Source organism: Niallia sp. FSL K6-0212, assembly GCF_038007605.1.
Lineage (GTDB): Bacteria > Bacillota > Bacilli > Bacillales > Cytobacillaceae > Niallia > Niallia circulans.
The window spans coordinates 4,749,287-4,775,307 of record NZ_JBBOXL010000001.1 but is presented as its reverse complement, the minus strand read 5'-3'; the positions used below and the strand labels follow the sequence as shown (position 1 = coordinate 4,775,307).

Genomic DNA, 26,021 nt, shown 5'->3' with positions numbered 1-26,021 from the left:
ATTAGATCATCCATAAATTCCTAAAATCCTGTTTTAGTTCGCTATTATTTTTTACTAATATTTATCGGAGGTTATTATTAATGCGTAAAACGAAGATTGTATGTACTATTGGTCCTGCAAGTGAAAGCGTAGAAAAATTAACGCAATTAATGGAAGCTGGAATGAATGTTTCACGCCTTAACTTTTCACATGGTGATTTTGAAGAGCATGGAGCAAGAATAAAAAACATTCGTGAAGCTGCTGAAATTACTGGTAACAATATCGCGATTCTTTTAGATACAAAAGGTCCAGAAATTAGAACAAACAACATGAAGGATGGCGCTATTGAACTAGTTGCTGGTAATGATATTATCGTATCTATGACAGAAGTTGAAGGTACTACAGAGAAATTCTCTGTTACTTACGAAGGTTTAATTGATGATGTGGAGCCAGGTAGCAAAATTCTATTAGATGATGGTTTAATCGGCCTTGAAGTAACGAAAATAGACAAAGCTGCTGGAGAAATACATACAAAAATATTAAATTCAGGGACTTTGAAGAATAAAAAAGGTGTAAACGTACCTGGTGTTGCTGTAAATCTTCCTGGTATCACAGAAAAAGATGCAAATGACATCCTTTTTGGTATTGAACAAGGAATTGACTTCATTGCAGCATCTTTCGTTCGTCGTGCATCTGATGTTCTAGAAATTAAGCAATTATTAGAAGATAATAATGCTTCTCATATCCATATCATACCTAAAATCGAAAACCAAGAAGGTGTGGATAATATTGATGAAATCCTTGAGGTTTCTGATGGGCTAATGGTTGCTCGTGGAGATTTAGGGGTAGAAATTCCTGCTGAAGAAGTACCATTAGTTCAAAAAATGCTAATTAAAAAATGTAATACATTAGGGAAACCTGTTATTACAGCAACGCAAATGCTTGATTCTATGCAGCGTAATCCACGTCCAACTCGTGCAGAAGCAAGTGATGTAGCAAACGCAATTTTTGATGGAACAGATGCTATTATGCTTTCTGGAGAAACAGCTGCAGGATTATATCCTGTGGAAGCAGTACAAACAATGAATAATATTGCAGCAAGAGCAGAAGAGGCATTAAACTATAAAGAAATCCTCTCAAAACGCAGCAAAGATTCAGAGCATTCTATTACAGACTCTATCGGACAATCTGTTGCTCATACAGCGTTAAATTTAGAAGTAAAAGCAGTAATCACACCAACTGGCAGTGGTCATACTGCAAGAATGATTTCTAAATATCGTCCAGAAGCTCCAATTATTGCAGTAACATATGATGCAAAAATTCAAAGACAATTAGCGCTAGTTTGGGGAGTATATCCACGTCTTAGCCAAAAATCAGAATCAACAGATGAAATGCTAGATGTAGCAGTTCAAGAAGGTGTTAACAGCTCAATTGTTACACATGGTGATTTAGTTGTGATTACTGCTGGGCTTCCTGTGGGAGAAGCAGGTACAACAAACATCATGAAAATCCATGTAATTGGCGATGTACTTGCTAAAGGACAAGGAATTGGCCGCAAAACAGCCTTTGGTAAAGCAGTAATTGCTACTAGTGCAAAAGAAGCACTAGATAAAGTTAATTTCGGTTCTATTCTTGTAACAAATGCTACAGATCGCGATATGGTACCAGCATTAGAAAAATGCAGTGCCTTAATCGTTGAAGAAGGTGGCTTAACAAGTCATGCTGCGGTTGTAGGATTAAATATTGGAATTCCTGTTATTGTAGGAGTAGAAAACGCAACTAGCATCTTAAAAGATGGCTTAGATATTACAGTTGATTCTCGTAGCGGCTACGTATATAGCGGACATGCGAGCGTACTTTAATCTGTAAAGCATAAAAATTGGAAGAGTAGCCATACCTAATAATCTTTAGGCAATGGCTACTCTTCTTTTTCAGTTCTTAAATATCCAAGGTAACGACTATAAGCAGCAACACGTTATTACATTATTTAACAGGGAAAAGGAAGGCAGCTTACTATCAGACCAGATAAAAAAAAGGTATAATAAAAAAAGGAAATGAAAAGGAGGATGGTGACAATTTGAGAAATTTTATGATCAGCTTGCTGCTATTACCACTAATTGAACTTGTGGTTTTTCTGATAGCCGGAAACATAATTGGTATACCAGAAACCTTAATTATTGCAATAGGCACTGGAATTCTAGGCGGTATTTTACTGAAGAAACAAGGTTTAAAGGCGATACGTAATGTACAAATGCAAATAAATCAGGGAATCATGCCAGGAGATGCGATATTAGATAGCTTTTGTATTCTTATTGGCGGGCTTTTATTGCTGTTTCCAGGATTTTTAACAGATATTGCAGGTGTCCTTATTCTATTTCCGCCAACGAGAAGAATTGGAAAGAATTTATTTATAAGAAATATACAAAGAAAGCTGCAAAAGAGAAATCGAGTTACCATTATCCATTCATATAAATAAGAATAAAAGAAGAGGCTGAATTTTTTACAATAGTAAATAGTCAGGCTCTTTTTTTGGTTAAATAAAAGATAAAAATTTTAGATAGCAGAATAATTATTATGTTTATTTGTATAATGAATAAACAAAGTAAAAAGGATTTTTGGTATAATAAGTTGCAAATGGGGCGAAAGGCGATAAAAATCTATGTTCAGCTTATTAAGGAAATGGAATACACTCCGAAATCAAATTTTATTTGTATTTTTATCCGTAATGATAGTCGTGCTTTTATTTGTAAGTATATTGATATTTAATCAAGTATCTACTTTATTAGAAAATAATGCAGAAAAACAAATTCAGCAAGTCGCAGTGGAAGCAAGTGGAAGAATTGAGACACTGTATGAGCAATTAAATATGGCCTCGAAATTAGCGGCGACGAATGATAAAGTACAAAAGCTGCTAACAAAGGAATACGAACAAAAGAAAGTGACCTTCTATGAAAAACAAGAATTAATGGGCACTGTTAATACAATTACAGCCAATTCTGATGGGATTTTTTCATTTCAATTATTTACCAGGGAACAGGAACGAATACTACCACTTGATGATGCAAAAATAATGACCGATTTGCATGCTAATTGGGTAGAAAAAGCGGACCAAGCAAAGGGAAGTCTAGTTTGGATTGGAGAAGATCCAAATGACAGCAATTATTTTCTTGCTATAAGAAGAGTAAATTTAATTAATCGCAGTTTTACAAATGGAGGGTATTTACTCTTTAGTATTTATGCTAATTATTTTCAGTTTGCTAATCAAACATTAACAGACAAAACGGATCAGTATTTTATTCTTTTAGATGAATTAAGTAAACCGATTATTACTAATTATGAGCAATCAAGTGAGTTCATTTTACAGACTAAGAAAAAAACGGTGCAGATAAATGAAAGGGATTACATGATTACGAAAAATTCTTCGTATATGACAGGATGGACTGTCCTTATTTTAACTCCCTATAAGACGCTAACGGAAGGCATAACGGTTGTGCGCACAAGCATTCTTCTTGCTGGCATAATTGGATTAATGATTTTCTTTGTATGCTCTTTTTTTCTTTCTAACATGATTACTCGCCCGATTATCCGCTTAACGAACACAATGAGATTTGCAAGTGAAGGGTCTTTGCCGCTGACACCAAAGATTCCCTCTGTAAATGAAATAAATGAATTAAATAGTACATACAATCAGCTCGTAAAAGAAACAAACCATTTAATCACCATGGTTTATCAAAAAGAAATTACTCGAAACCGTAGTGAATTAAGAGCTTTGCAAGCACAAATTAATCCTCACTTTCTATTTAATACATTAGATGCTCTCCATTGGTCATTAGAGGAAAATGACGAAGAAGAATTAGCCGAACTCGTTGTTACCATGTCTAATTTATTTCGCTATACCATTTCACGATCTACAGAGGATGAGTGGGTTCGCATAAAAGAGGAGATTGCCCATATTGAAGACTATATGGAAATAATGAAAATGCGATTTGGAGAACAACTGAATTGGCAAATACAGCTTCCAAAGGTATTTGAAGAAGTGAAAATCCCCAAATTTTTAATACAACCATTAGTAGAAAATGCTGTCCTGCACGGAGCAGAGAATAAGGTAGGACAATGTACTGTTGACGTTATTGTGCAACAAGGAGAGATAGATAATAACATAAAGGTAATAGTTAGAGATGATGGAATTGGCATAAGCGAGTCTAAATTAAAGCAGATTAAGGAATCGATGGAAAAGGAAGGAATTACTTCAATCACAGGTAAGGGAATGGCTATTTCTAATGTATATAAAAGGCTTACGCTCTATTATCAGGAAAGACAGCAAAAGGGATTAATGATAGAAAGTATGGAGAATAAAGGTACATTCATTTCTTTTGAAATTCCAAAAGATGGGGGTATGTAAGATGCATGCAAAAACAATATTGATTGTTGATGATGAACCGAGATCGAGAGAAGGAATCAAAAAAGCACTAGAGAATTGGTCTAGCGGTCAATATCAAATTTTAATTTCGGAAAATGCAGAATCGGCCATTGATATAATGCAAAAACAAAAAATAAATATTCTTCTAACAGATATTCGCATGCCTAAAATAACTGGAATAACGATGTTGAAAACTATCAAAAGCCAAAAACATCTGCCTGTTGTTATTGTTATCTCAGCATATTCAGAATTTGAATATGCGCAAGAAGCTCTTCGCTTAGGCGTTATTAATTATTTATTAAAGCCAATTAGTAAACAGAAATTAATAGAAGCCGTCGAAGATGCTCTTAAGATTGATAGAGATAAAGACAGAAATGATATTATCTCAAGAGTAGTTGATAATAAGCTGATTGATGCAAGAGTAACAAATGAATCAGTAAGAGAGCCAATCCAGAAAGCCTTGCAATATATTGATAATCACTTAAATGAGGAATTGACACAACGTGACGTAGCCGCCCATGTGTATTTGAATCCAAGTTATTTTAGTGTGCTGTTTAAGGAAGAGATTCGGTTAACGTTTAGTGAATATATCACCAGAAGAAGAATTCAGCATGCGAAAAATCTACTTATCTCCACAAAACTTTCCATTACGGATATTGCAGAAGAGTCAGGATACAAAACGGCCAAATATTTTATTAAAATATTTAAAGAATTAGAAGGAATAACACCGAGCGGTTACCGAAAAATAAATAACGAAAAATAATGAAAGGGCTTTCTAAAAATAGTAGAACTTTTCCTAATCATTGTTACCTTTTTTAGAAAAATCATTAATGATAGACTTTAGATTGTTAGAAGGAATAATTAAAAAGGAAAGTATAGGGGGTAGTTTAAATGTTTCATAGAAAAGCACTGTCAGCATGTCTATCTGTTGCTTTATTGCTGGTTTTAGTTTTAGCAGGATGTTCTTCATCCACATCTTCCAAAAATGAAAACGCTTCAAAAAATGGAGATAAAACAGTGATTAAATTCATGCATCTTTGGCCAGAGGGAAGTTCAAAAGCACAGTACACTATTGTAAACGATATCATTAAACAGTATGAAAAAGACCACCCAGATGTAAAAATTCAGACAGAAATTCTTGGAAACGAGCAATATAAAGATAAAATTAAAGTATTATCAGCTTCAAATGAACTACCAGATATTGGGGTGACATGGGCAGCAGGATATATGCAGCCGTTCGTTAAAGGAGAAATGTTTGCTCCGTTAGATGATATAATTGATAGCAATTTTAAAGACCAATTTGTTGCAGGTACAACAGAGGCATTTGCTATGGATGGGAAAACATATGGTCTTCCACTTGAATTAAATATCACACCTGTTTATTACAATAAAGAAATCTTTGAGAAATATAATTTAGAAGTTCCTGCAACGTATGATGAGTTTTTAAATATTGTTAAAACGTTAGCTGATAACGGCGTTACACCAATTACTTTAGGTAATAAAGACCGTTGGACTGGTTCTATGTGGTATATGTATCTTGCAGATAGAATTGGTGGGCCTGAAGTGTTAACGAATGCAATTAATCGTACTGGAAGCTTTGAAGACCCAGCGCTTGTTCAAGCAGCCGAAGAAGTAAAAAAATTAGTAGATATGGGCGGATTTGTCAAAGGGTTTAATGGTCTTTCAAATGATGAGGCAAAAGGGTACTTTATGAATGAACAAGCAGCTATGTATTTAATGGCGACTTGGGAATTGCCAAACTATACAACAAGCCCAGATGTTACGCAAGAATTTAAAGATAAAGTAGGATACTTTAAGTTTCCAACATATGTAGGCGGAAAAGGAGACATAAACAGTTTTGTAGGTGGCCCTGGGGTTGGACTATTTGTTTCTGAAAAATCAAAGGTAAAAGACGAAGCGAAAAAATTTGTCGCATATTTAGTAGAAGAATGGGGCAAAAATTCTGTTAAGGATGCAGGTGTAATTCCAGCGACAGTTGTAGACACTTCCAATATTGAACTAGATCAAATGTATATCGATATTTTAAATGACCTTGGAAATGCTTCTAATTTAACATTATATGCAGATGTTCAAATGAGCTCTAGTGTTGCACAAGTGCACTTAGATATGATCCAATCACTATTTGGCGGTCAGGCAGCACCAAAAGAATTTACAGCCAAACAAGAGCAAGCTTTAGCGGAAGAAGAATAATAAAGAATGGGTGGAATCTATCGAAAAAAAAGGTGGATTCCACTATTTAAAAGATAATCACTTTAGATAATTGGGAAGATACATTATTGATTTTTGAGAAAGCTCTGTTAAACGATGATATTGGTTACATGAATAACTCATGAACAATTATATATCATTTAACAAAGCTCCTCCCAATCAATAAGGAGGGAAAGCAGAAAATGAAAAACGTGATGTCAAACAAATGGGTAATCACTCTTTATGTGCTCCCTGCACTGTTGCTCATTTTGGTTTTAATCTATATTCCTATTGTATTAACAGGATATTATGGCTTAATGGATTGGGATGGTATCGGGGCTAAGACTTTTATTGGCTTAGATAATTATATACAGCTTATGAAAGATAAAATGTTCTGGTCTAGTACGTATCATTCCGTTTTATTAGCTGTTTTTTCTGCAGTAAGTCTTATTGCATATTTAGTAATTTCACTTATATTAGCAAGCAAGATTAAGGGAGCTGGAATTCTTCGCAAAATATATTTAATTCCGATGTTATTATCGTCTGTAGCTATTGCACAGCTATGGTTGAAAATTTTTGATCCAACAAATGGAATGCTGAACAAGCTTTTAACCATGTTTGGAGTAGAAAATACACCCTTATGGCTTGCGGATCCCAATTTAGTACTATACTCCATTTTCATTCCAATTGTTTGGCAATATGCTGGATTTTACATCATTATTTATTATGCAGCTTTAAAAGGAGTAGCAGATGAAATTATTGAGGCAGCTAAAATTGATGGGGCAACCCCATTACAAATTGCTTATAAAATCAAAATTCCATTAATTGCACCAGTAATAAAAGTAACTATTGTTTTAGCCATTGTAGGATCTTTAAAATATTTTGATTTAATCTATGTTATGACTGGTGGAGGACCAAATGGAGCAAGTGAAGTGATGGCCTCTTATATGTATAAAGAAGCATTCAAAACATATGATTTTGGCTACGGTAGTGCCATTGGCTTTGCGTTATTAATCATTTGTCTTGTGATGACATGGGTTATACAAAAATTAACAGCATCAAAAGAAGATGCTCAGTATTAAGGAGAGAGGTAATCATGAGTGAAGTAATCCTGAAAAAACAAAATAAAACTGAATTATCCACATCTCCTAAAACGAAAGGATCTCTGGGAAGTAAGATTGGATACGGTATTTTGTATCTAGTGCTTGGAGTAATTGCCATTTTTCAAATATACCCACTCGTTTGGTTATTCTTCTTTTCCTTAAAAACGAATCAAGAAGTTTTCGGCTTATCTCCATTTGCTCTTCCGAAAGACCCACAATGGGGGAACTATGTAAAAGTATGGACCCAAGGAAATATCAGCTTATATTTCTTCAATAGTGTATGGATTACAGTTGTAGCAGTAGTTTTGACGGTTATATTAGCAAGTTTTGTTACCTTTGCGATTACAAGAATGCACTGGAAGTTAAGTAAACTTGTTCTTGGTTTGTTTATGGTGGGCATTATGATTCCATTACATTCTACGTTAATCCCTTTATTTAGTTTTTTTAATAACTTGGAGCTAATTGATAATCCTATTTCTATTCTTTTATCCTATACAGCGTTTAATTTGCCGCTAACTATCATGATTTTATTAGGATTCTATCAGGCACTGCCAAGAGAATTAGAAGAGGCCGCTGTAATGGATGGTTGTTCGATTCACCGTATATTCTTTCAAATCACATTGCCAATGACGACTCCTGTTATGGCTACAGTTGTTATTATAAATATGATTTATAATTGGAATGAATTTGTATTTGTTAATACGTTCATTAGCTCTGATCAATGGAAGACATTAACAGTTGGTGTAAATAACTTCGTAGGTCAATATTTAACAGATTGGGGAGCAATTGGAGCAACTTTAATGATTAGCATTATTCCTATTTTAATCGCTTTCATTTTATTAAGTAATAAAATTGTAGAAGGTTTAGCAGCTGGGTCTGTAAAAGGATAATAAAGGGAGGGGTTCATCCGACTTCAAAATATTTTTTTGATGCGCACCATTCTCCGATTGGAGCATTCTCAAACTTTACATTAGGTTTTCCATGTATAGGGGATGGATTAGAATTAGAATTTGGCCGTTCTCCGAAACACAATATTTAAATTGGTGCTTAAAAAAGGAACCATATCAAGCTTTTCCTATCAAGAAAGTATACACGGCTCTATGTGGAATGGCTCACATATCCAGAACCATCCATTTGGAGTTGGAGCGATCAAATAATTTCAGGAGAAATTGCGGGAAGCAAATATCATCCAAGAGGTGTAACAAACATACTTTGGTTAGACGAGCGGCAGAAAAGGTTCTAATCCGCAAATAAGAAAACAATGCTTAGAAGGAAAAAGAAAGAAGAGGGGATAGTATGACAACAAAACCAATGGGAAAATTATATACCATCTGTGAATGGATAATGAAGCTGGCTTCCGTTAATTTGTTATGGATTATGTTCACTGCAAGTGGTCTTTTCCTATTTGGTTTTATGCCAGCAACAGTTGCACTTTTTACCATTGTCCGTAAATGGTTTCGGAAAGAAACGGAAGTTCCTATTTGGAAAACATATCTATCTGTCTATAAAAGCGAATTTATCAAAAGTAATACTTTTGGATTCGTATTTATAGTGGCTGGTATAATCTTGTATGTAGATTACTATCTAATCTTAAATTTAGGGGGATTTATTCGGATTGTTTCCATAAGTATTTTACTACTTATTACATGCATATATGCTATCACTCTTTTATTCTTCTTTCCTGTCTATGTACATTATCAGTTAAGATTCATCGATTACTTTAAATACTCCTTTTTTCTAGGAATTCTAAATATCCATATTACATTATTGATTATACTTGGGTTAGCAGCAGATATTTTTCTATTATTATATATTCCTGGACTTCTCCCTTTTTTTAGTGGAATTTCCGCAGCATGTATACTAATGTCGAGTAGTATTCTGCTTTTTCAGCGGTTGCAAAAACAGAATATGAATAAAGCGATCACAGAATAAGAGGAAGTCAATGACTTATTGATTATAAAATATAGTAAAAGTTGTAAAAAAAATATAGTTTGTATATTGAATAAACAAACTTGAGCGTGGTATAATTGGATTAACTTGATGGGAGAGATAGAATGACAACTATTCAAGAAGTAATAGATAAGTTATTGGAGCCCGCAAAAATGGTTGAATCCACAACAGATGTATTAATAAAAAGGTTCAGCAGATTCTAATGTGAAAGGAATTGTAACCGCATTCATGTTGACGCAGCAAGTATTGGAGAAAGCGATATCTATTGGAGCAAATATGATTATAAGCCATGAAGGACCATTTTACAGCCATGAGAATTGGAAAAAATTATATGAGAAAGATTCAGTATACATGACTAAGCTCCAATTAATAGAAGATACTGCTATCCATATTTTTCGCTTTCATGATTATTATCATCGTTACAATCCAGATGGCGTTATGGCGGGATTAATTCAAAAACTGGAATGGGAGAATCATGTCGAAGAGCATCTGTCCATCGCAACCACTATTGTCACACCAAAGAAAACTGTCGCTGATATTGCAAAATACGTGAAAGATAAGCTTGATGCCCCGTTTGTAAGAGTTGTGGGGGAGTTATCCATGGAATGCCAAAGAATTGGCTTGTTAGCAGGTTATCGCGGAGGAGGCGAAGTAGTGATCCCTTTATTTCAAAATCAAAATTTAGACCTGATTATTGCAGGAGAAGGACCAGAATGGGAGTCTCCTGAGTATGTCAGAGATGCCCTCCAACAAGGAAAGAAAAAAGCATTTATCCTAATTGGCATGCAGTTAGTGAAGAACCTGGCATGGAATACTAACCAATCTAATAGCAAATAATTTTCCGCATATTCCTGTACATTACATAAAAGAAAAGCCACTGTTTCAGATTATTTAAATAACAATATTTTTTTGGTTAATCTGCCATACTAGTATGGCTAAAATCAAGTTGACAAAAATCTACTTCATACAACAAGTTAAATTTTCTCATTTCACTGATCACTCCATTACCGAGATTATCATCATAAATATTGCTTGCACCATCTATTAGCTATTTTATAAGGGGTATTGATGCAAAATAAAGTAAGCGCTTTAATTTTTATGTGTGTTTGCTTCATCCTCTAAAAAGATGAAGCTTTATAATAGTCAGCTGCTATAGAAAGATTTAGCAAAAGGCTATAGATATTATTAAAACAGAGGGGGGTACTTATGGAAACAGAGGTTGTGCATTCACATGTAAATAAAACAATGAAGACAAAAAGAAACAAATTTAAAACAACATTAGCTGCAATTAGAAAGGATTGGCAGCTCTATTCATTATTAGTCTTACCGCTTATTTATTTAATTATTTTTAAATATGGTCCAATGTTAGGAAATGTTATTGCTTTTAGAAGATATATGCCAGGTGGAAAAATTTATGGTGAACAATGGGTTGGGTTTTATTACTTTAATATGTTTATTAACGACCCAGTTTTTTGGAATGTATTTAAAAACACATTAATTTTGGGCGGAATTACCTTGTTATTTTGTTTTCCTATGCCCATTATATTCGCTCTTCTTTTGAATGAAGTTAAATCCAAAAAGTTTAAGAAGTTTGTACAAACAGCTTCCTATCTACCGCATTTCTTATCTATTGTTATTATTGCTGGAATGATCTTGCAATTAACAGCTCTAAACGGTTCCATTAATGGAATAGTCGAATTTTTCACCGGAGAAAAAATAAGCTTTATCCAAAGTCCAGAATGGTTCCGGACAATTTATGTTACCTCTGAAGTCTGGCAAGGGATGGGATGGGGGGCCATTCTATACTTAGCGGCATTAACAACGATTGACGATTCCTTATATGAAGCAGCAAAAATTGACGGTGCGAACAGATGGAAACAAACCCTTCATATTACGATACCAGGGATATTGCCAACTATTGTTACCCTATTGATTTTGAATATTGGCAGCTTTCTTGCAATTGGCTTTGAAAAAATCTTATTAATTTATAACCCATTAACCTATGAAACTTCTGATGTTATTTCAACTTATTTATATCGTGTTGGTTTAGAATCCAATAATTTTAGCTATGCAGCAGCTATTGGATTATTTGAATCTATTATTGGCTTAGTGCTTGTATTAACGGCGAACAGCATATCAAGAAAACTAACAGAAAGAAGTTTATGGTAGGGAGGGAGATTTAATGAAAGAATCGAAACAGTACAAAGTTTTTAAAGTCTTTAATGTTTGTATTCTCTTAATTATTATATTTTGTACTTTATATCCATTTATAAATGTAGTTGCACAATCCTTTAGTAGTGAGTCTTATATTAATTCTGGACAGGTAAATTTAATACCAAAAGGATTCAATGTAGACACATATGAGAAGGTTCTTTCTGACACCATGTTTTGGATTAATTATAAAAATACGGTTGTATACACAGTGGTAGGCACAATAATTTCCATGTTTTTAACAACAATGTTTGCATATGCGCTTTCTAAAAGAAGATTAGTAGGACGCAGGTTTTTAACTGTATTTGCCGTATTTACGATGTTCTTTAATGGCGGCTTAATTCCCAATTATGTTTTAATCAACTCATTAGGCTTTGCCAATACAATGTGGGCTATTGTCATTCCGGGTGCAATTAGTATTTATAATATGCTGATCATGAAATCCTTTTTTGAAAATATGCCAGAAGAATTAGAAGAGGCAGCTTCTATTGATGGTTTAAGCACATATGGTATTTTACTAAAAATAGTATTGCCCCTGAGTAAAGCAGTAATCGCCACTATGGTGTTATTTTACGCAGTAGCTTATTGGAACTCTTGGTTCAGCGCTTTTATTTATATGGATAAAAAAGAATTATTTCCAGTAACGATTTATTTGCGGAATATGATTGCGGGAACAACAGGTGGAATGTCAGCAGGTGCTACTTCCGCTGATAATTTAACTCAAATTTCCGCTAATATTAAATCCGTAACAATGGTCTTAACGATATTGCCAATATTAACGGTATATCCATTTGTACAGAAATATTTTGTTTCGGGAGTAATGCTAGGCTCTATTAAATAGTCAAAATAGGACCTGCCAAAGTTAGGGAGTTCAGCGTAGGTTATTATTCCATATGCCTGTTTCAAGGAAACAACTTACGCTTTTCCTATATATATAAGGGGAGGAAATGCCATGAAAGAAAGTTGGAAAAAGGTTGGGTTATTTCTAGGTCTAATAGTGTTCGTAATAATTGCTGCTGCTTGTTCAAAGGATGATTCAGCAAGTAAGGAAGTGGAAGTAGCAACAAAAGGTGCAATGGAATCATATACCGCAGGTGACACATTTAAAGCAACAGAGCCATTTGATTTATCTATTTTATTTATGGATCAGCCGACATATCCGTATAAAAAAGACTGGCTATTATGGGATAAGATAAAAGAAATTACGAATGTTACCTTGAAGCCGACAATTGTTCCATTAAGTGATTATACGCAAAAGAGAAGTTTGTTAATTAGTTCAGGAGAAGCCCCAATCGTTATTCCAAAAACCTATCCAGGAGAAGAAGCTGCCTTCGTGGCATCGGGGGCGGCACTTCCGGTAAGCGATTACATTGATAAAATGCCTCACTTCAAAGAAAAAATTGAAAAATGGGATATGGGTCCAGAATTAGATACATTACGACAAAATGATGGGAAGTTCTATGTCTTGCCAGGTTTACATGAAGAGGTTTGGCCAGATTATACGTTAATTGTAAGAACCGATATCTTTGAAGAAAATAATATTGCTATTCCAACAACTTGGGATGAATTATATACAGCAATGAAGAAATTAAAAGAAATCTATCCAGATTCTATTCCATTCTCTGATCGTTTTACATTTAACAGTACACTAAATATTGCTGCAACAAGTTTCGGAACGAAAGCTGGTTGGGGATTTGGAAATGGATTATCGTATGATCAAGATGCTGATAAATTTGTGTATGCAGCAACAACAAATAACTATAAAGAAATGCTCACATACTTTCACAAATTAGTAGAAGAAGGATTGTTAGATGAAGAGAGCTTTACACAAAGCGATGATCAAGCGGTACAGAAATTTGTAACAGGAAAATCATTCATTATAAATGGAAATTCTCAAACAATCAACCTCCATCGAGTTGATATGGATAAAACGTTAGGTAAAGGGAAATATTCTATCTCCAAAATTACTGTTCCCGGCGGTCCTGCTGGTCAATTAATGTCAGGCTCTAGATTAGAAAATGGTGTAATGATTACCTCCAAAATTAAAGAAAGTGAAAACTTTGAAGCAATTCTTCAGTTTATTGACTGGCTATATTACAGTGATGAAGGGCAGGAATTCACTAAATGGGGAGTAGAAGGAACAACATTCACAAAGGAAGATGGAGTAAGAAAATTAATGGATGATATTAATTACAATGGATTAAATCCAAAGGGAACAAAGGATTTACGGGTTGACTATGGATTCTCTGGTGGAGTTTTTTCCTATGGAGGAACAACCGATTTACTTCATTCGATGATGAGTGAAGAAGAGATTAAGTTCCAAAATGATATGAAAGCAGTAAAAACACCAATTCCAACTGATCCGTTAATTCCATATTCAATTGAAGACAGAGAAAAAGCAACATTACAAAGTACACCTTTAAAAGACTATACGAATCAAAATACATTAAAGTTTATTTTGGGAACACGTGATTTAAGTGAGTTTGATGCTTTTGTAAAAGAATTACAAAGTCAAGGATTAAAGCAATATGTGGATACCGCAAATAAGACATATCAAGAATACAAGAAAAATAACAAATAAAATGGATAAGTTAATTCCTAGCCATCCTAATGAAGGGCAAGAAGAACTAACTTAAAACTACTCCTAAGAGTTCTGTTATGTGAGGCTAACCAGCAGTGGGGAATAAAGAAACACACACTGCTGGTAATATTATTATATTCGGAAAGAAGGTGACAGGGATGAAGCAGCAAAGAGAGTTTGGGCAAGGAATTTTATATACATTTTGTAATTATGTGTACTGGATTTTACTAACGAATATCTATTTTGTCGTAACAAATCTCATCTTTATTTTTTTCTTCATGACATTAACACCATCGTTTTCAAATATACTCATCTATGCTCTTGCCTTAATACCGTCTGGACCTGCTATATCTGGACTGCTTTATTCGATGGAGAAATTAGTAAGAACGAAAGAGCTATCACCGACAACTGACTTTTTCTATGGATATCGATCGAATTTAAAAGGCACATTTTTTCTGTGGATAATAATCTTAGCTGTATTCTTTGTCTTATTCATCGACTTACAATACCTTCAAATAACCATAACACCAGTTAATCAAATCATTTTTATTGTTGTGCTTGCACTTACGCTTATCTGGACAATGCTTAGTATAAATATGTTAATAATTAATGCGAAATATACTTTTCGAATAAGGGATTTAATAAAGTTGTCTGCGTATTATCTATTCATAAAATGGAAAGAAACAATAGGTAATATATTGATTCTCTTTTTAACTGCTGTTGCAACAGTAATCACTACTGATTTTTTAATTGTTTTCATTGCTAGTTTGCTTGCATGGATAATGACGTTTAATTCTAGAGAGCTGCTTAAACATATAGATCGTAATTTTTTGAAAAGATCTCCTTCTAACAATATAAGTAAAAAATATGATGCACCACCTATTCGAGGTTCATAAATGAAAGAATCGAGATCGATTTTAAAAGTGTTTTAAAAGGAGAAGTACTAAGAAATGACTCTATATAAAAAATAGTTTAAAAACTCTTCATTTCATTCAAAAGAAATTTTGATTTAGAAGGATACATATAGATGGAAAGAGAAGTAGTTTAGAGATTATGAGAAAAAAGTTAGGAGGAAGATAAAATGTTACCATTAATGAAGAATTTATCCGGAAAAGTAGCAGTTATTACTGGAGGTGGGGGCGTACTTTGTGGCTGTATGGCGAAAGAGTTAGGCAGACAAGGAGTAAAGGTAGCCATTTTGAATCGTACATATGAAAAAGCACAAAAGGTAGCGGAGGAAATTAATAACGAAGGTGGTATGGCGATTGCTATAGCATGTGATGTTGTAGATGTAAATAGTGTGAAGGAAGCGGAAAAAATAGTCTTTGATACTTTTGGAAACTGCGACATTCTTATTAATGGGGCTGGAGGAAATCATCCAAAGGGAATTACTTCAGAAGAAATTCTGCGATTAGAAGATCTTGATAAAGAAGGAATTACTAGTTTTTTTGATTTAACAATGGAGGGATTCTCCTTTGTATTTAATTTAAATATAATCGGTACATTAATTCCTACCCAAATATTTTCGAAACAAATGGTTGGAAAAAGTGGAACAGTTATAAATATATCCTCTATGAGCGCTCCAAGTCCAATGACGAAAGTACCTGCTTACAGTGCAGCTAAAGCTGGGATAGAGAATTTTACAAAATGGTTAGCTGTTCATATGGCTGAAACAGGAATTAGGGTCAATGCAATTGCTCCAGGTTTTTTCTTAACAAAGCAAAATGAAGCACTGCTTAAAAATCCAGACGGGTCTTATACAGAGCGGACGAAGAAAATATTAGCTCATACACCAGTAAAAAGATTAGGAAAACCAGAGGACTTATTGGGAACATTACTATGGCTAGTGAATGAAGAAACAAGTGGATTTGTTACGGGGATTAGTGTGCCAGTTGATGGAGGATTTATGGCATACTCAGGTGTTTAAACATACTCTCTAATAATAACAGATTAAATTTTAAAAGATCTTCCACTAATCCTTAAAGAAATTGTAGATTTATAGTTTTATTTAGTCCCCTTAGTAGTAGGTTGAGGTAAATCCTCACTATTATCCTATAAATATAAATAGTTAAATATTCACTTTGGTAAACCCATCATTTTCTAGAATGGCCAGAAGCCGAGGTTAAACATAGGAAAAAAGATGGAACATGTTATCAAAATAATATTTCCCGGAAAATTTCATTATGCTCAACCAGTTGGGATTTTTGTATTCTATTTGGAGAATTTCTTTATCCAAGTATCTCTAAGCTTTTAGAAAGAGGCTAAATACTTATTCAACCTTGAGTCAGGAAGTAATGTTGGGATCTAACCGTGATTATTTATAAACGATAGCGGTCTATTCTAATGGGCAGTATTCGAAATTTTGTTAAGCTGAAGAATAATGTCTAAAATATTTTATAAAAGTAGAGAAGAGGAGAGATAAGAAAATCGTATAAAATGGAAATGTATTATTAGAAAGGATTATGGCATTTTTATAGGGATTCCTATCGAGTTGCCGCATAAATTGGACTTGAGTGGAAGAAATGAGCGGGAAAGAGAAGATGTTAATAAAATACAGCGCTTTTTTTCAGATAAGATATAAAATAGATGAAGCGGCATTTGTAGAGAAATCCCTTCATCCAAATGGATTAATTGCTACAAATGCAACGGCTTCCTTAGTGGCAGATGGACTTTTTCACCCTAAAAATGGCTGAATTTTTGGAATACATTGATTAAAAAAGGCGAAAGTATCTAAGGTGATAATTGTTTATCCTTTTCTAGTTTACTTGCTTTTAAGTAGTAAATATCGAATAATAAAGCCAAAATAACTTAATATATATATGCTTCATCTAAATTTAAAGAGATATTATTATTCTGGATGAAGCATAAATTTTAAAAAATTCTCAGTTGAGAAGGCTGCAGCACCTAATGCAGAGGAAGCAAAATTGATATCAGAGAATTGGATAGCAAGCTGGGAATGGTGAAAGGGTAGAGTATAATTGTTAATTATTTTTTTCACTTGTGGCTCTATCCATTTTTTAGCTAGGGTAAGTCGATTGCCAATAATGATTTGCTCTGGATTGAAGATATGAATAATATTAATAATTCCAGCACCTAGATGATAGCCAACTTCATTAAATAAATGGATAGCTTGGGTATTTCCTTGGTCGGCAAGCTCAATCAAATCATTCAAATAAACCTGACCATTTATGCTTAACTTTAATTCGACAGCTTTGTTAAGTAGATATTGTTCGGAAGCATAAAGTTCCCAGCAACCTTTATTGCCGCAGCGGCATTCTAATCCATCCTTTTGAATGGTCATATGGCCGATTTCTCCAGAATATCCGAGTGCTCCTTTATACAATTCTCCATTAATGATAATTCCAGCGCCAATTCCAATGGCTGCACTTACATAGATTAAATTTTGATAAGGCTGACCTACTCCGAATTTCTTTTCTCCATAGGCCCCAGTGTTTGCTTCATTTTCAACTAACACAGGAAGATGGAATTCTTCTTCCAGCTGGCTCTTTAGTGAAACATTATTCCAACCTAAGTTTGGAGCGAGGAGAATGTCACCGTCCATATTTGTAATCCCTGGTACCCCAATCCCTATGCCAATTACTCCATAAACAGATTTAGGAGCAGCGTTTATCAAAGTAGTAATAATCTTTTTTATTGTTCGGAGTGTATCTTCATAAGATAAATTTTCATATTTTTCATTTATACGGTATATGATATTTCCTTGCAAATCAGTTAAAATTCCTAAAATGTAGTTAACACCTAAGTCAATACCAATGGAATAACCGGCCATCTCATTAAATAGCAGCATAACAGGTCGTCTTCCGCCATTAGATTCACCATGTCCTGATTCATAGATCAATTGTTCGTTAATAAGCTCTGATACTAAGGAGGAAACAGTCCCTTTTGTTAATCCTGTTTGCTGGGCAATATCTGCTCGAGAAATAGGAGCAGTGTTCTTGATTAAATTTAAACAAAGTGACTTATTTTCTTTTTTTACTAACTGCTGATTCCAAGTAATATGCATCCTGTTCGCAATCCCCTCTTATTCTATTTCTGAACTTCATAGGAATATCATTTCTTTCCGAAAGGTCGTCCTCTACTAATTGATTAATTATACTACAGTTTATCTATTAACCAAACAGAGGGATTGATAAAGTTAGTTTGTTTATTTAATATACAAACTTATATGCAATTGATATAATTTCTATAGAAGTGGTTATCTATTTAGAGGAAAAATAGGGTATTTTACTTGAGAAAATTCTAGCTTCTTTTTTATAGTGGCCATTCAAGAAAAATCAAAAATATCATAGCTGGTGGAGGTGCTAATGGAAATGAATTATAGAAATTTAGGGGATACAGGTCTAAAAATCAGTGAAGTAAGTTTCGGTACATGGGCTATTGGTGGTTCATGGGGAAAAGTCGATGATACAGAGGCATTAAAATCCTTACATATGGCGATGGAAAAAGGCGTAAATTTTTTTGATACGGCCGATGTGTATGGAGATGGACATAGCGAAGAGCTTCTTGCTAAGGCAACGAAGGGGAAAGAGAATCAAATTCATATTGCCACTAAGTTTTGTCGTGGCGGCGATATTTTCGCAAATGAGACTTATTCGGAGGAAAGGGTACGCCAGTACTGTGAAAATAGTTTGAAGCGATTAAATAGAGAAACAATCGATTTATATCAAATCCATTGTCCACCAACAGAAATTTTAAAAGATGGGCGAGTTTTTGAAGTGCTTGATAAATTACAAGAGGAAGGTAAAATTCGCCATTATGGAGTAAGTGTCGAAACAGTGGAAGAAGGACTTATATGCTTGCAGAATCCTAACGTTAAGGCTCTACAAATAATTTTTAATATTTTTCGACAAAAGCCACTTGAGTTATTGATTCCTGAAGCAAAGAGGAAGGGGGTCGGTATTCTTGTGCGCCTTCCGTTGGCTAGTGGATTGCTTACTGGGAAATTTACAAAGGAGCATACTTTTGAGAAAGATGATCATCGTAAATTTAATGAGAATGGGGAAGCTTTTAATGTAGGAGAAACATTTGCTGGACTTGGATTTGAAAAAGGCGTTGCATTAGCAGATGAGCTTGCTTGGATTGGAGAAAGTCGTCAATCAATGGCAGCGGCAGCATTACGCTGGATATTGGATCAACCGAGTATTTCTTGTGTCATTCCTGGTTTCAAAAATCGTCAGCAAATCAATGAGAATTTAAAGGCATTAGAGGAAAAACCATTTAATACAGAGGAATTACAGAGATTGAGAACATTTTATGAGGAAAAGGTCAAAAACGCTATTAGAGGTCCTTATTAAATGGTTAACATACTAAGTATAGAAAAGGTGGGGCAAAACAAAGCGGCTTAGATATAGTCCTATGAAAAGTGAAGTATATTCAGTCTGCGGCTCGTTACTACAAACCTTTTTTAATGAATAAAAAATCAAACAATTATACGAAGTGTTTTTTAGCATCTCCGTATAATTGTTCGGTATAAATTGGTTGGAATGTTAATATTCCAGCTTCTTTTTTTATATGCGTTTATTTTGGTATTTCACTATCCCCTTTAATAAATTTCCATATATCATGAAATACATTTGCTCGATGCAGGGAAGTCACGATAACGAGGGAAACTGGACCAACAATAAGTCCGATAAAACCAAAAAGCTTAAAACCAACAAATAAGGCAATTAAAGTAGCTAATGGATCAAGTCCGATATTGGAAGAAAGGATTTTTGGCTCCATGATTTGTCTTTGAACTAAAACAATAATATATAGCACGGACAATCCAATTGCCAGCACAATCTGCCCTGTGATAATTTCGTAAATAATCCATGGAACAAAGATTAACCCTGTACCGAGATAGGGGATAATATCTACAATTCCAGTTAACAGTGCAATAGTAATAGCATAATCCACTCGAAGTATTAACAGACCAATTAGAATAATGACAGTCGTAATGGAAACAAGCGTTAATTGGGCTTTTAAAAAACCAAACAAAGCTTTTTTTAATTCAAAGAATACTGTTTTACCACTATTTAACCACTTGGAAGGAAAGAACTTTCCAAATTTTAATGATAACCGTCCCCAGTCCTTGCTGATAAAAAAAGTAGCTAATAGAGAAAAAATGAGGACGCTTGCTGCATTTGGAAACCAGGACAGGAAAATAGGAATATTAAGAAAGAAGGATTGTAAAAAATCTCCCATTACCGTTCCAACTTGTTCGCCCACTTTATCTATATTTGTCATAATGGTATCTTGTTGACCAGTACCGAGATTATTGAACGTTTGAGAAATTTTATTATATAATGGAATAATTTGCGCTGCGAACAAATCTTCTATGTATCGAATAATGATGTCTATATGTTTGGGAACAACTTCTCCAAGATAGGCAGCTCCTGCTACAATTTCAGCAATTAGTAAAGAAACCAAACCAGCAAAAACGGATAAAATGAGTAAAATACTTAAAACAACAGCAAAAGCCCTTGGTAATTTGCATTTGAATTGTAGAAAATTAACGAGTGGATTCATTAAAAAAGCAATCAGAAATCCAATAATAAAAGGATAAGTTACTTTGGATAAATAAAAAAAGCTAACAAATAATAGGAATGTAGCTGCTATCACTATGATAAACCGAATTGTTCGGTTAAGATAAGTTAAATTCAAAGTCAATCCTCCCGTTTTTAGTATAATAGAAAATGGGTCATTAGTGATTAGGAACTAGATATAGATTATATATATTCCTTTTTATTTATATTCTCTATACTTATGCTTTTTTAATCGAAATTCCTGCTTTTTAATTTAAATAAAGAAGAGAGAATTTTTAAGTCAATTGCTTTCGAAAAGGAGAGTTAGTTATGTTTTTATTTAGCCAGCCATATTTATTTCTATATTTGCTGTTAGCAATTGCTCTTATAGCTAAAAACAATTCCTTGATTATCGCAGTTATTTTCTTATTAGTGCTGAAACTAATTGGGGTAGATAGTAAGTTATTTTCATTGATTCAATCTAAAGGTATCAATTGGGGCGTAACGATTATTACGATAGCTGTTCTTGTTCCGATAGCCACTGGAGATATTGGTTTTAAAGATCTTACAGCTACCTTTAAATCACCGTATGCATGGATAGCTTTAATTTCTGGAATTATGGTTGCTCTGCTCGCAAAAGGAGGAGTTAGTTTACTAGCCGATTCTCCAGAAATTACAACAGCACTTGTTCTAGGAACTATTTTGTCTGTATCGGTTTTCAATGGAGTGGCAGTAGGACCATTGATTGGGGCGGGAATAGCGTATGCAGCCATTAAAGTAGTCGAGTGGATAACCTAATCCGCTCTCTTATTCTAATTTACCGTTGTAAGATAAAAGACAGGCTATAGGAATTTATGGTATAATTTTAAAAAGAAAGAAATATAGTGTAAAGGAGAATTAGAAAAAATTTTTTTTACTATATCTACAGTTTTTAAGTATAAAATATGAGACATTTTGAAGTTTTTTGTTTATAATGAATGTGTAGTTACAGTTTATCTCATCTATAACGTACCAAATAGTTTATTTTTTTAATTGAAAATGTAAGCATTTTCAATTAGTTTATGCTCACTTTAATTTTTGAAAAAAACTCCCTCCATCTTTTTATAAAATAAATCCGAATTACATTATTAATTGATTTTTTGGTACATATTCAGTTAATCTAACAAAATAGTAAACATTTATTTAAGATGAATTCCATTGTTTTGTTTTACAGATTTTCACAATATTGGTAACTACAACAGGGACAATACTGGGAGTTTGAATGAGTTGTACTAACTATTAAAGAAAAGTTGTAAAGGAGAGATATGTATGGCTGTTACAAAAGGGCTTGAGGGGATTATTGCTACAACATCTTCTATCAGTTCCATTATAGATGATTCACTTGCTTATGTGGGTTATGATATTGATGTGTTAGCAGAGCATTCCAGTTTTGAAGAAGTAGTGTTTTTATTATGGCATCAAAAGTTGCCAACTGATACGGAACTGGCAAAGCTAAAACAAGAATTGGCAGATAATGCTGAATTACCTGTTTCTTTGATTGAACAAATGAAGCTAATGCCATTAAATAACGTACATCCAATGGCAGTACTTCGTTCAAGTGTGTCTTTACTAGGAGCGTATGATGAACACGCCGATGCAATGGATTCTGAAGCAAACTATTTAAAAGCTGTAAGACTTCAAGCGAAAATTCCGACTATCGTAACAGCTTTTTCAAGATTAAGAAAAGGGCTGGAACCAATTTCGCCAAGAAAAGATTTAGGATTTGCTGCTAATTTCCTTTATATGCTTAATGGCAAAGAACCAGAGGCGATTGCTATTGAAGCCTTTAATAAAGCACTTGTACTTCATGCTGATCATGAATTGAATGCGTCTACATTCACTGCAAGAGTGTGTGTAGCTACATTGTCTGATGTATATTCTGGAATTACTTCAGCTATTGGGGCATTAAAAGGACCGTTGCATGGCGGGGCAAATGAGGCAGTAATGAAAATGCTGAAAGAAATCGGAAGCATTGAAAATGTGGAGCCATATATTCGAGAAAAGATGGCCAACAAAGAAAAAATAATGGGATTTGGCCATCGAGTATATCGAAAGGGCGATCCTCGTGCCAAACATTTAAAGGAAATGGCAAGAAAATTAACACAATTGACGGGTGAACCTCAATTATATGATATGAGTGTTAAGATTGAGACACTGTTAAAAGAAGAGAAAAATTTAGTTCCAAACGTAGATTTCTTTTCAGCTTCTGTTTATCATAGTTTAGGTATTGATCATGACTTATTCACCCCGATTTTTGCAGTAAGCAGAGTTTCTGGCTGGCTGGCTCACATTCTGGAGCAGTATGATAATAATCGCCTTATTCGACCTAGAGCAGATTATATTGGGCCAGAGCGTTTGGAATATATTCCAGTTCAAGAGCGATAAAAAAAGGATATAATTTCCCATAGAGTAATAGAATAATATATACTTAATGATGGGTTAATTTACTTTGCGTATTGGCGTTTTCCTTTTTTATTCGTCAGAATAGTAAATATAATTAGCTTATAAAAGCTTGTTATAATAAATTTATTTCATTCTTTTTCCAATGAACGTTGTTACATTGGAAAAGGAAACTATTTTTTACGGAGGGATAGAAACATGCAAGGAGAAAAAATTACAGTAGTAGATGGAGTATTAAATGTACCAGCAAATCCGATTGTACCTTATATTGAGGGAGATGGAATTGGACCAGATATATGGGCAGCATCATCAAGAGTTTTGGATGCAGCTGTTGAAAAAGCATACAATGGGGAAAAGAAAATTGTTTGGAAAGAAGTATTAGCTGGTGAAAAAGCATTTAATGAAACAGGGGAATGGTTACCTTCTGAAACATTGGATGTAATTAGAGAGTATTTAATTGCTATAAAAGGACCATTGACTACACCAGTTGGTGGCGGTATTCGTTCTTTAAACGTTGCCTTGCGCCAAGAATTGGATCTTTTTGTTTGTTTACGTCCAGTAAGATGGTTTGAAGGAGTTCCTTCTCCGGTAAAAAGACCTCAAGATACAGATATGGTTATCTTCCGTGAAAATACTGAAGATATTTATGCAGGAATTGAATATGAGAAGGGCTCAGAGGCTGCTTCTAAATTAATTAACTTTTTACAACAAGAGATGGGAGTTAATAAAATTAGATTCCCTGAAACATCTGGAATTGGAATTAAGCCGATATCAGAAGAAGGAACAAGTCGTTTAGTAAGAGCTGCGATTAATTATGCGATTAAAGAAGGTCGTAAATCGGTAACTCTAGTACATAAAGGAAACATTATGAAATATACAGAAGGCGCATTTAAAAACTGGGGTTATGAATTAGCTGAAAAAGAATTTGGAGATAAAGTATTTACATGGGCCCAGTATGATCGTATTAAAGAAGAACAGGGTTCTGATGCAGCAAATAAAGCGCAATCTCAAGCAGAAGCAGAAGGTAAAATCATTATTAAAGATTCTATTGCTGATATTTTCTTACAACAAATTCTTACTCGTCCAAAAGAATTTGATGTAGTTGCGACAATGAATCTAAACGGAGATTATATTTCTGATGCTTTAGCAGCACAAGTGGGTGGAATCGGTATTGCTCCTGGAGCAAATATAAATTACGAAACTGGCCATGCTATTTTTGAAGCTACACACGGAACTGCTCCTAAATATGCTGGTTTAGATAAAGTAAATCCATCTTCTGTTATTCTTTCAGGTGTTCTATTGCTTGAACATTTAGGCTGGACTGAAGCTGCACAATTAGTGATTCAATCCGTGGAAAAAACAATTGCTTCCAAAGTTGTTACATATGACTTTGCTCGTCTAATGGATGGTGCTACAGAAGTGAAATGTTCCGAGTTCGGTGATGAATTAATTAAGAACATGAATTAATAACAAATTGAAGAAGAGATTGTCTCATCTCTTCTTCCTTTTTGTCCAAAATAGAAGATTTACGGTATTGGATTAGAATGAGATAAGCTGGGAAAAGTATTTACTAAATAGAGTAAAAGGGGACTCTGCTTAGTATCTGCTTATTGGGGGCTTCATTCATTCTCGGTCTAATAAGGGGGAAATAATATGGTTAAACGTAAGAAAATTTCCATCATTGGTGGAGGCTTTACTGGGGCCACAACTGCTTTTTTGCTTGCTCAAAAAGAACTTGGTGATATCGTATTATTAGATGTTCCGCGAAATGAAAACTCCACAAAGGGAAAAGCATTGGATATGTTTGAAGCAAGTCCTGTACAAGGGTTTGATGCAAATATAACGGGAACTTCCGACTATAAAGATACAGCTGATTCTGATATTGTCGTAATAACTGCTGGTATGGCTAGAAAGCCGGGTATGAGTAGAGATGATCTTGTGCAGACAAATCAAGCAATTATGAAATCGGTAACTAAGGAAATTGTTCAATATTCGCCTAATTCTGTTATTATCGTGCTCACTAATCCTGTTGACGCTATGACATATACTGTTTATAAAGAATCGGGCTTTCCTAAAAATAGAGTAATTGGGCAGTCGGGTGTTTTAGATACAGCACGCTTTCGAAGCTTTGTGGCAATGGAGTTAAATCTTTCCGTTAAGGACATTACAGGATTTGTATTAGGCGGACATGGTGATGATATGGTTCCGCTTATACGGTATTCCTATGCAGGTGGTATTCCATTAGAAGCACTAATTCCAAAACATCGCTTGGATGAGATTATTGAAAGAACAAGAATTGGCGGAGCGGAAATTGTAAATTTACTTGGAAACGGAAGCGCTTATTATGCTCCAGCAGCTTCTGTGGTAGATATGTGTGAAGCTATAATTAAAAGTCAAAGACGTATCCTACCTACCATCGCTTATTTAGAAGGAGAATATGGCTATAACGATCTTTATCTAGGTGTACCTACAATTCTTGGCGGAAACGGAATCGAACAAATTATCGAACTGGAGTTAACAGAGGAAGAAAAGGCAGCTCTAGATAAATCTGTTCACTCCGTTCGTAGTGTATTGACAGTATTAAATTAAGTATAAAAGTCGGCAGC

General features: G+C 34.2%; 22 protein-coding genes. 20 read left to right on the top strand and 2 right to left on the bottom strand.

The window, feature by feature from the left end; genetic code table 11:
* Nucleotides 1-80: 80 nt before the first annotated feature.
* The 15 genes from pyk (at nt 81) to MHH96_RS22980 (ending at nt 17,145) form a co-directional block, all read left to right on the top strand.
* Entirely contained in the window at nt 81-1,841 is a 1,761-nt protein-coding gene (gene pyk / locus MHH96_RS23050) for a pyruvate kinase (RefSeq protein ID WP_047941860.1), read from the top strand.
* 215 nt (nt 1,842-2,056) lie between these two features.
* Entirely contained in the window at nt 2,057-2,455 is a 399-nt protein-coding gene (locus MHH96_RS23045; RefSeq protein WP_047941861.1) for an FxsA family protein, read from the top strand.
* Between the two features lie 183 nt (nt 2,456-2,638).
* Complete coding sequence (locus MHH96_RS23040) at nt 2,639-4,381, top strand: sensor histidine kinase (RefSeq protein ID WP_047941862.1); 1,743 nt, start codon at nt 2,639-2,641, stop codon at nt 4,379-4,381.
* 1 nt (nt 4,382) lies between these two features.
* The gene (locus tag MHH96_RS23035) at nt 4,383-5,162 is read left to right on the top strand and encodes a response regulator transcription factor (RefSeq protein ID WP_047941863.1); all 780 of its coding nucleotides are present in this window, start codon (nt 4,383-4,385) and stop codon (nt 5,160-5,162) included.
* Between the two features lie 128 nt (nt 5,163-5,290).
* Nucleotides 5,291-6,610: an extracellular solute-binding protein gene (locus MHH96_RS23030; RefSeq protein ID WP_047941864.1), complete on the top strand. Its 1,320-nt coding sequence runs from the start codon at nt 5,291-5,293 to the stop codon at nt 6,608-6,610.
* A gap of 200 nt (nt 6,611-6,810) precedes the next feature.
* Entirely contained in the window at nt 6,811-7,689 is an 879-nt protein-coding gene (locus MHH96_RS23025; protein WP_095258042.1) for a carbohydrate ABC transporter permease, read from the top strand.
* A gap of 14 nt (nt 7,690-7,703) precedes the next feature.
* Entirely contained in the window at nt 7,704-8,600 is an 897-nt protein-coding gene (locus MHH96_RS23020; RefSeq protein WP_047941866.1) for a carbohydrate ABC transporter permease, read from the top strand.
* 406 nt (nt 8,601-9,006) lie between these two features.
* Nucleotides 9,007-9,642, top strand: a complete 636-nt coding sequence (locus MHH96_RS23015; RefSeq protein ID WP_047941867.1) for a YesL family protein — start codon at nt 9,007-9,009, stop codon at nt 9,640-9,642.
* Nucleotides 9,643-9,864: 222 nt separating this feature from the next.
* Nucleotides 9,865-10,497 (top strand): Nif3-like dinuclear metal center hexameric protein, encoded by a 633-nt coding sequence (locus tag MHH96_RS23010; protein WP_341118071.1) that lies wholly within the window; start codon nt 9,865-9,867, stop codon nt 10,495-10,497.
* A gap of 369 nt (nt 10,498-10,866) precedes the next feature.
* Entirely contained in the window at nt 10,867-11,829 is a 963-nt protein-coding gene (locus MHH96_RS23005; RefSeq protein WP_061798712.1) for an ABC transporter permease, read from the top strand.
* Nucleotides 11,830-11,842: 13 nt separating this feature from the next.
* Complete coding sequence (locus tag MHH96_RS23000) at nt 11,843-12,712, top strand: carbohydrate ABC transporter permease (protein WP_047941871.1); 870 nt, start codon at nt 11,843-11,845, stop codon at nt 12,710-12,712.
* A 111-nt stretch (nt 12,713-12,823) separates the two neighbouring features.
* Nucleotides 12,824-14,452, top strand: coding sequence for an ABC transporter substrate-binding protein (locus MHH96_RS22995; protein WP_047941873.1), 1,629 nt, complete (start codon nt 12,824-12,826; stop codon nt 14,450-14,452).
* A 95-nt stretch (nt 14,453-14,547) separates the two neighbouring features.
* Nucleotides 14,548-15,348 carry a YesL family protein gene (locus MHH96_RS22990; RefSeq protein WP_341118069.1) on the top strand — a complete coding sequence of 267 codons (801 nt, stop codon included), beginning with the start codon at nt 14,548-14,550 and terminating at the stop codon, nt 15,346-15,348.
* 185 nt (nt 15,349-15,533) lie between these two features.
* Nucleotides 15,534-16,379 (top strand): SDR family oxidoreductase, encoded by an 846-nt coding sequence (locus MHH96_RS22985; RefSeq protein WP_047941876.1) that lies wholly within the window; start codon nt 15,534-15,536, stop codon nt 16,377-16,379.
* A gap of 595 nt (nt 16,380-16,974) precedes the next feature.
* Complete coding sequence (locus MHH96_RS22980) at nt 16,975-17,145, top strand: hypothetical protein (protein WP_186325646.1); 171 nt, start codon at nt 16,975-16,977, stop codon at nt 17,143-17,145.
* Between the two features lie 155 nt (nt 17,146-17,300).
* Here MHH96_RS22980 and MHH96_RS22975 read toward each other — a convergent pair whose 3' ends face one another.
* Nucleotides 17,301-18,476 carry an ROK family transcriptional regulator gene (locus MHH96_RS22975; RefSeq protein WP_061798707.1) on the bottom strand — a complete coding sequence of 392 codons (1,176 nt, stop codon included), beginning with the start codon at nt 18,474-18,476 and terminating at the stop codon, nt 17,301-17,303.
* 307 nt (nt 18,477-18,783) lie between these two features.
* Here MHH96_RS22975 and MHH96_RS22970 point away from each other — a divergent pair, with 307 nt between their 5' ends.
* Entirely contained in the window at nt 18,784-19,767 is a 984-nt protein-coding gene (locus tag MHH96_RS22970) for an aldo/keto reductase (RefSeq protein ID WP_095258050.1), read from the top strand.
* Nucleotides 19,768-19,990: 223 nt separating this feature from the next.
* On the opposite strand, the gene ytvI is transcribed toward MHH96_RS22970, so the two are convergent.
* The gene (gene ytvI / locus MHH96_RS22965; protein WP_047941878.1) at nt 19,991-21,115 is read right to left on the bottom strand and encodes a sporulation integral membrane protein YtvI; all 1,125 of its coding nucleotides are present in this window, start codon (nt 21,113-21,115) and stop codon (nt 19,991-19,993) included.
* A gap of 191 nt (nt 21,116-21,306) precedes the next feature.
* On the opposite strand from ytvI, the gene MHH96_RS22960 reads away from it, so the two are divergent.
* The 4 genes from MHH96_RS22960 to mdh all read left to right on the top strand — a co-directional run bounded on the left by MHH96_RS22960 (nt 21,307) and on the right by mdh (nt 26,004).
* Nucleotides 21,307-21,774: a DUF441 domain-containing protein gene (locus MHH96_RS22960; RefSeq protein WP_047941879.1), complete on the top strand. Its 468-nt coding sequence runs from the start codon at nt 21,307-21,309 to the stop codon at nt 21,772-21,774.
* 510 nt (nt 21,775-22,284) lie between these two features.
* Nucleotides 22,285-23,400 (top strand): citrate synthase, encoded by a 1,116-nt coding sequence (citZ, locus tag MHH96_RS22955; RefSeq protein WP_047941881.1) that lies wholly within the window; start codon nt 22,285-22,287, stop codon nt 23,398-23,400.
* A 213-nt stretch (nt 23,401-23,613) separates the two neighbouring features.
* Entirely contained in the window at nt 23,614-24,882 is a 1,269-nt protein-coding gene (gene icd, locus MHH96_RS22950; RefSeq protein WP_047941882.1) for an NADP-dependent isocitrate dehydrogenase, read from the top strand.
* A gap of 186 nt (nt 24,883-25,068) precedes the next feature.
* Nucleotides 25,069-26,004: a malate dehydrogenase gene (mdh, locus tag MHH96_RS22945; RefSeq protein WP_047941883.1), complete on the top strand. Its 936-nt coding sequence runs from the start codon at nt 25,069-25,071 to the stop codon at nt 26,002-26,004.
* Nucleotides 26,005-26,021 lie beyond the last annotated feature (17 nt).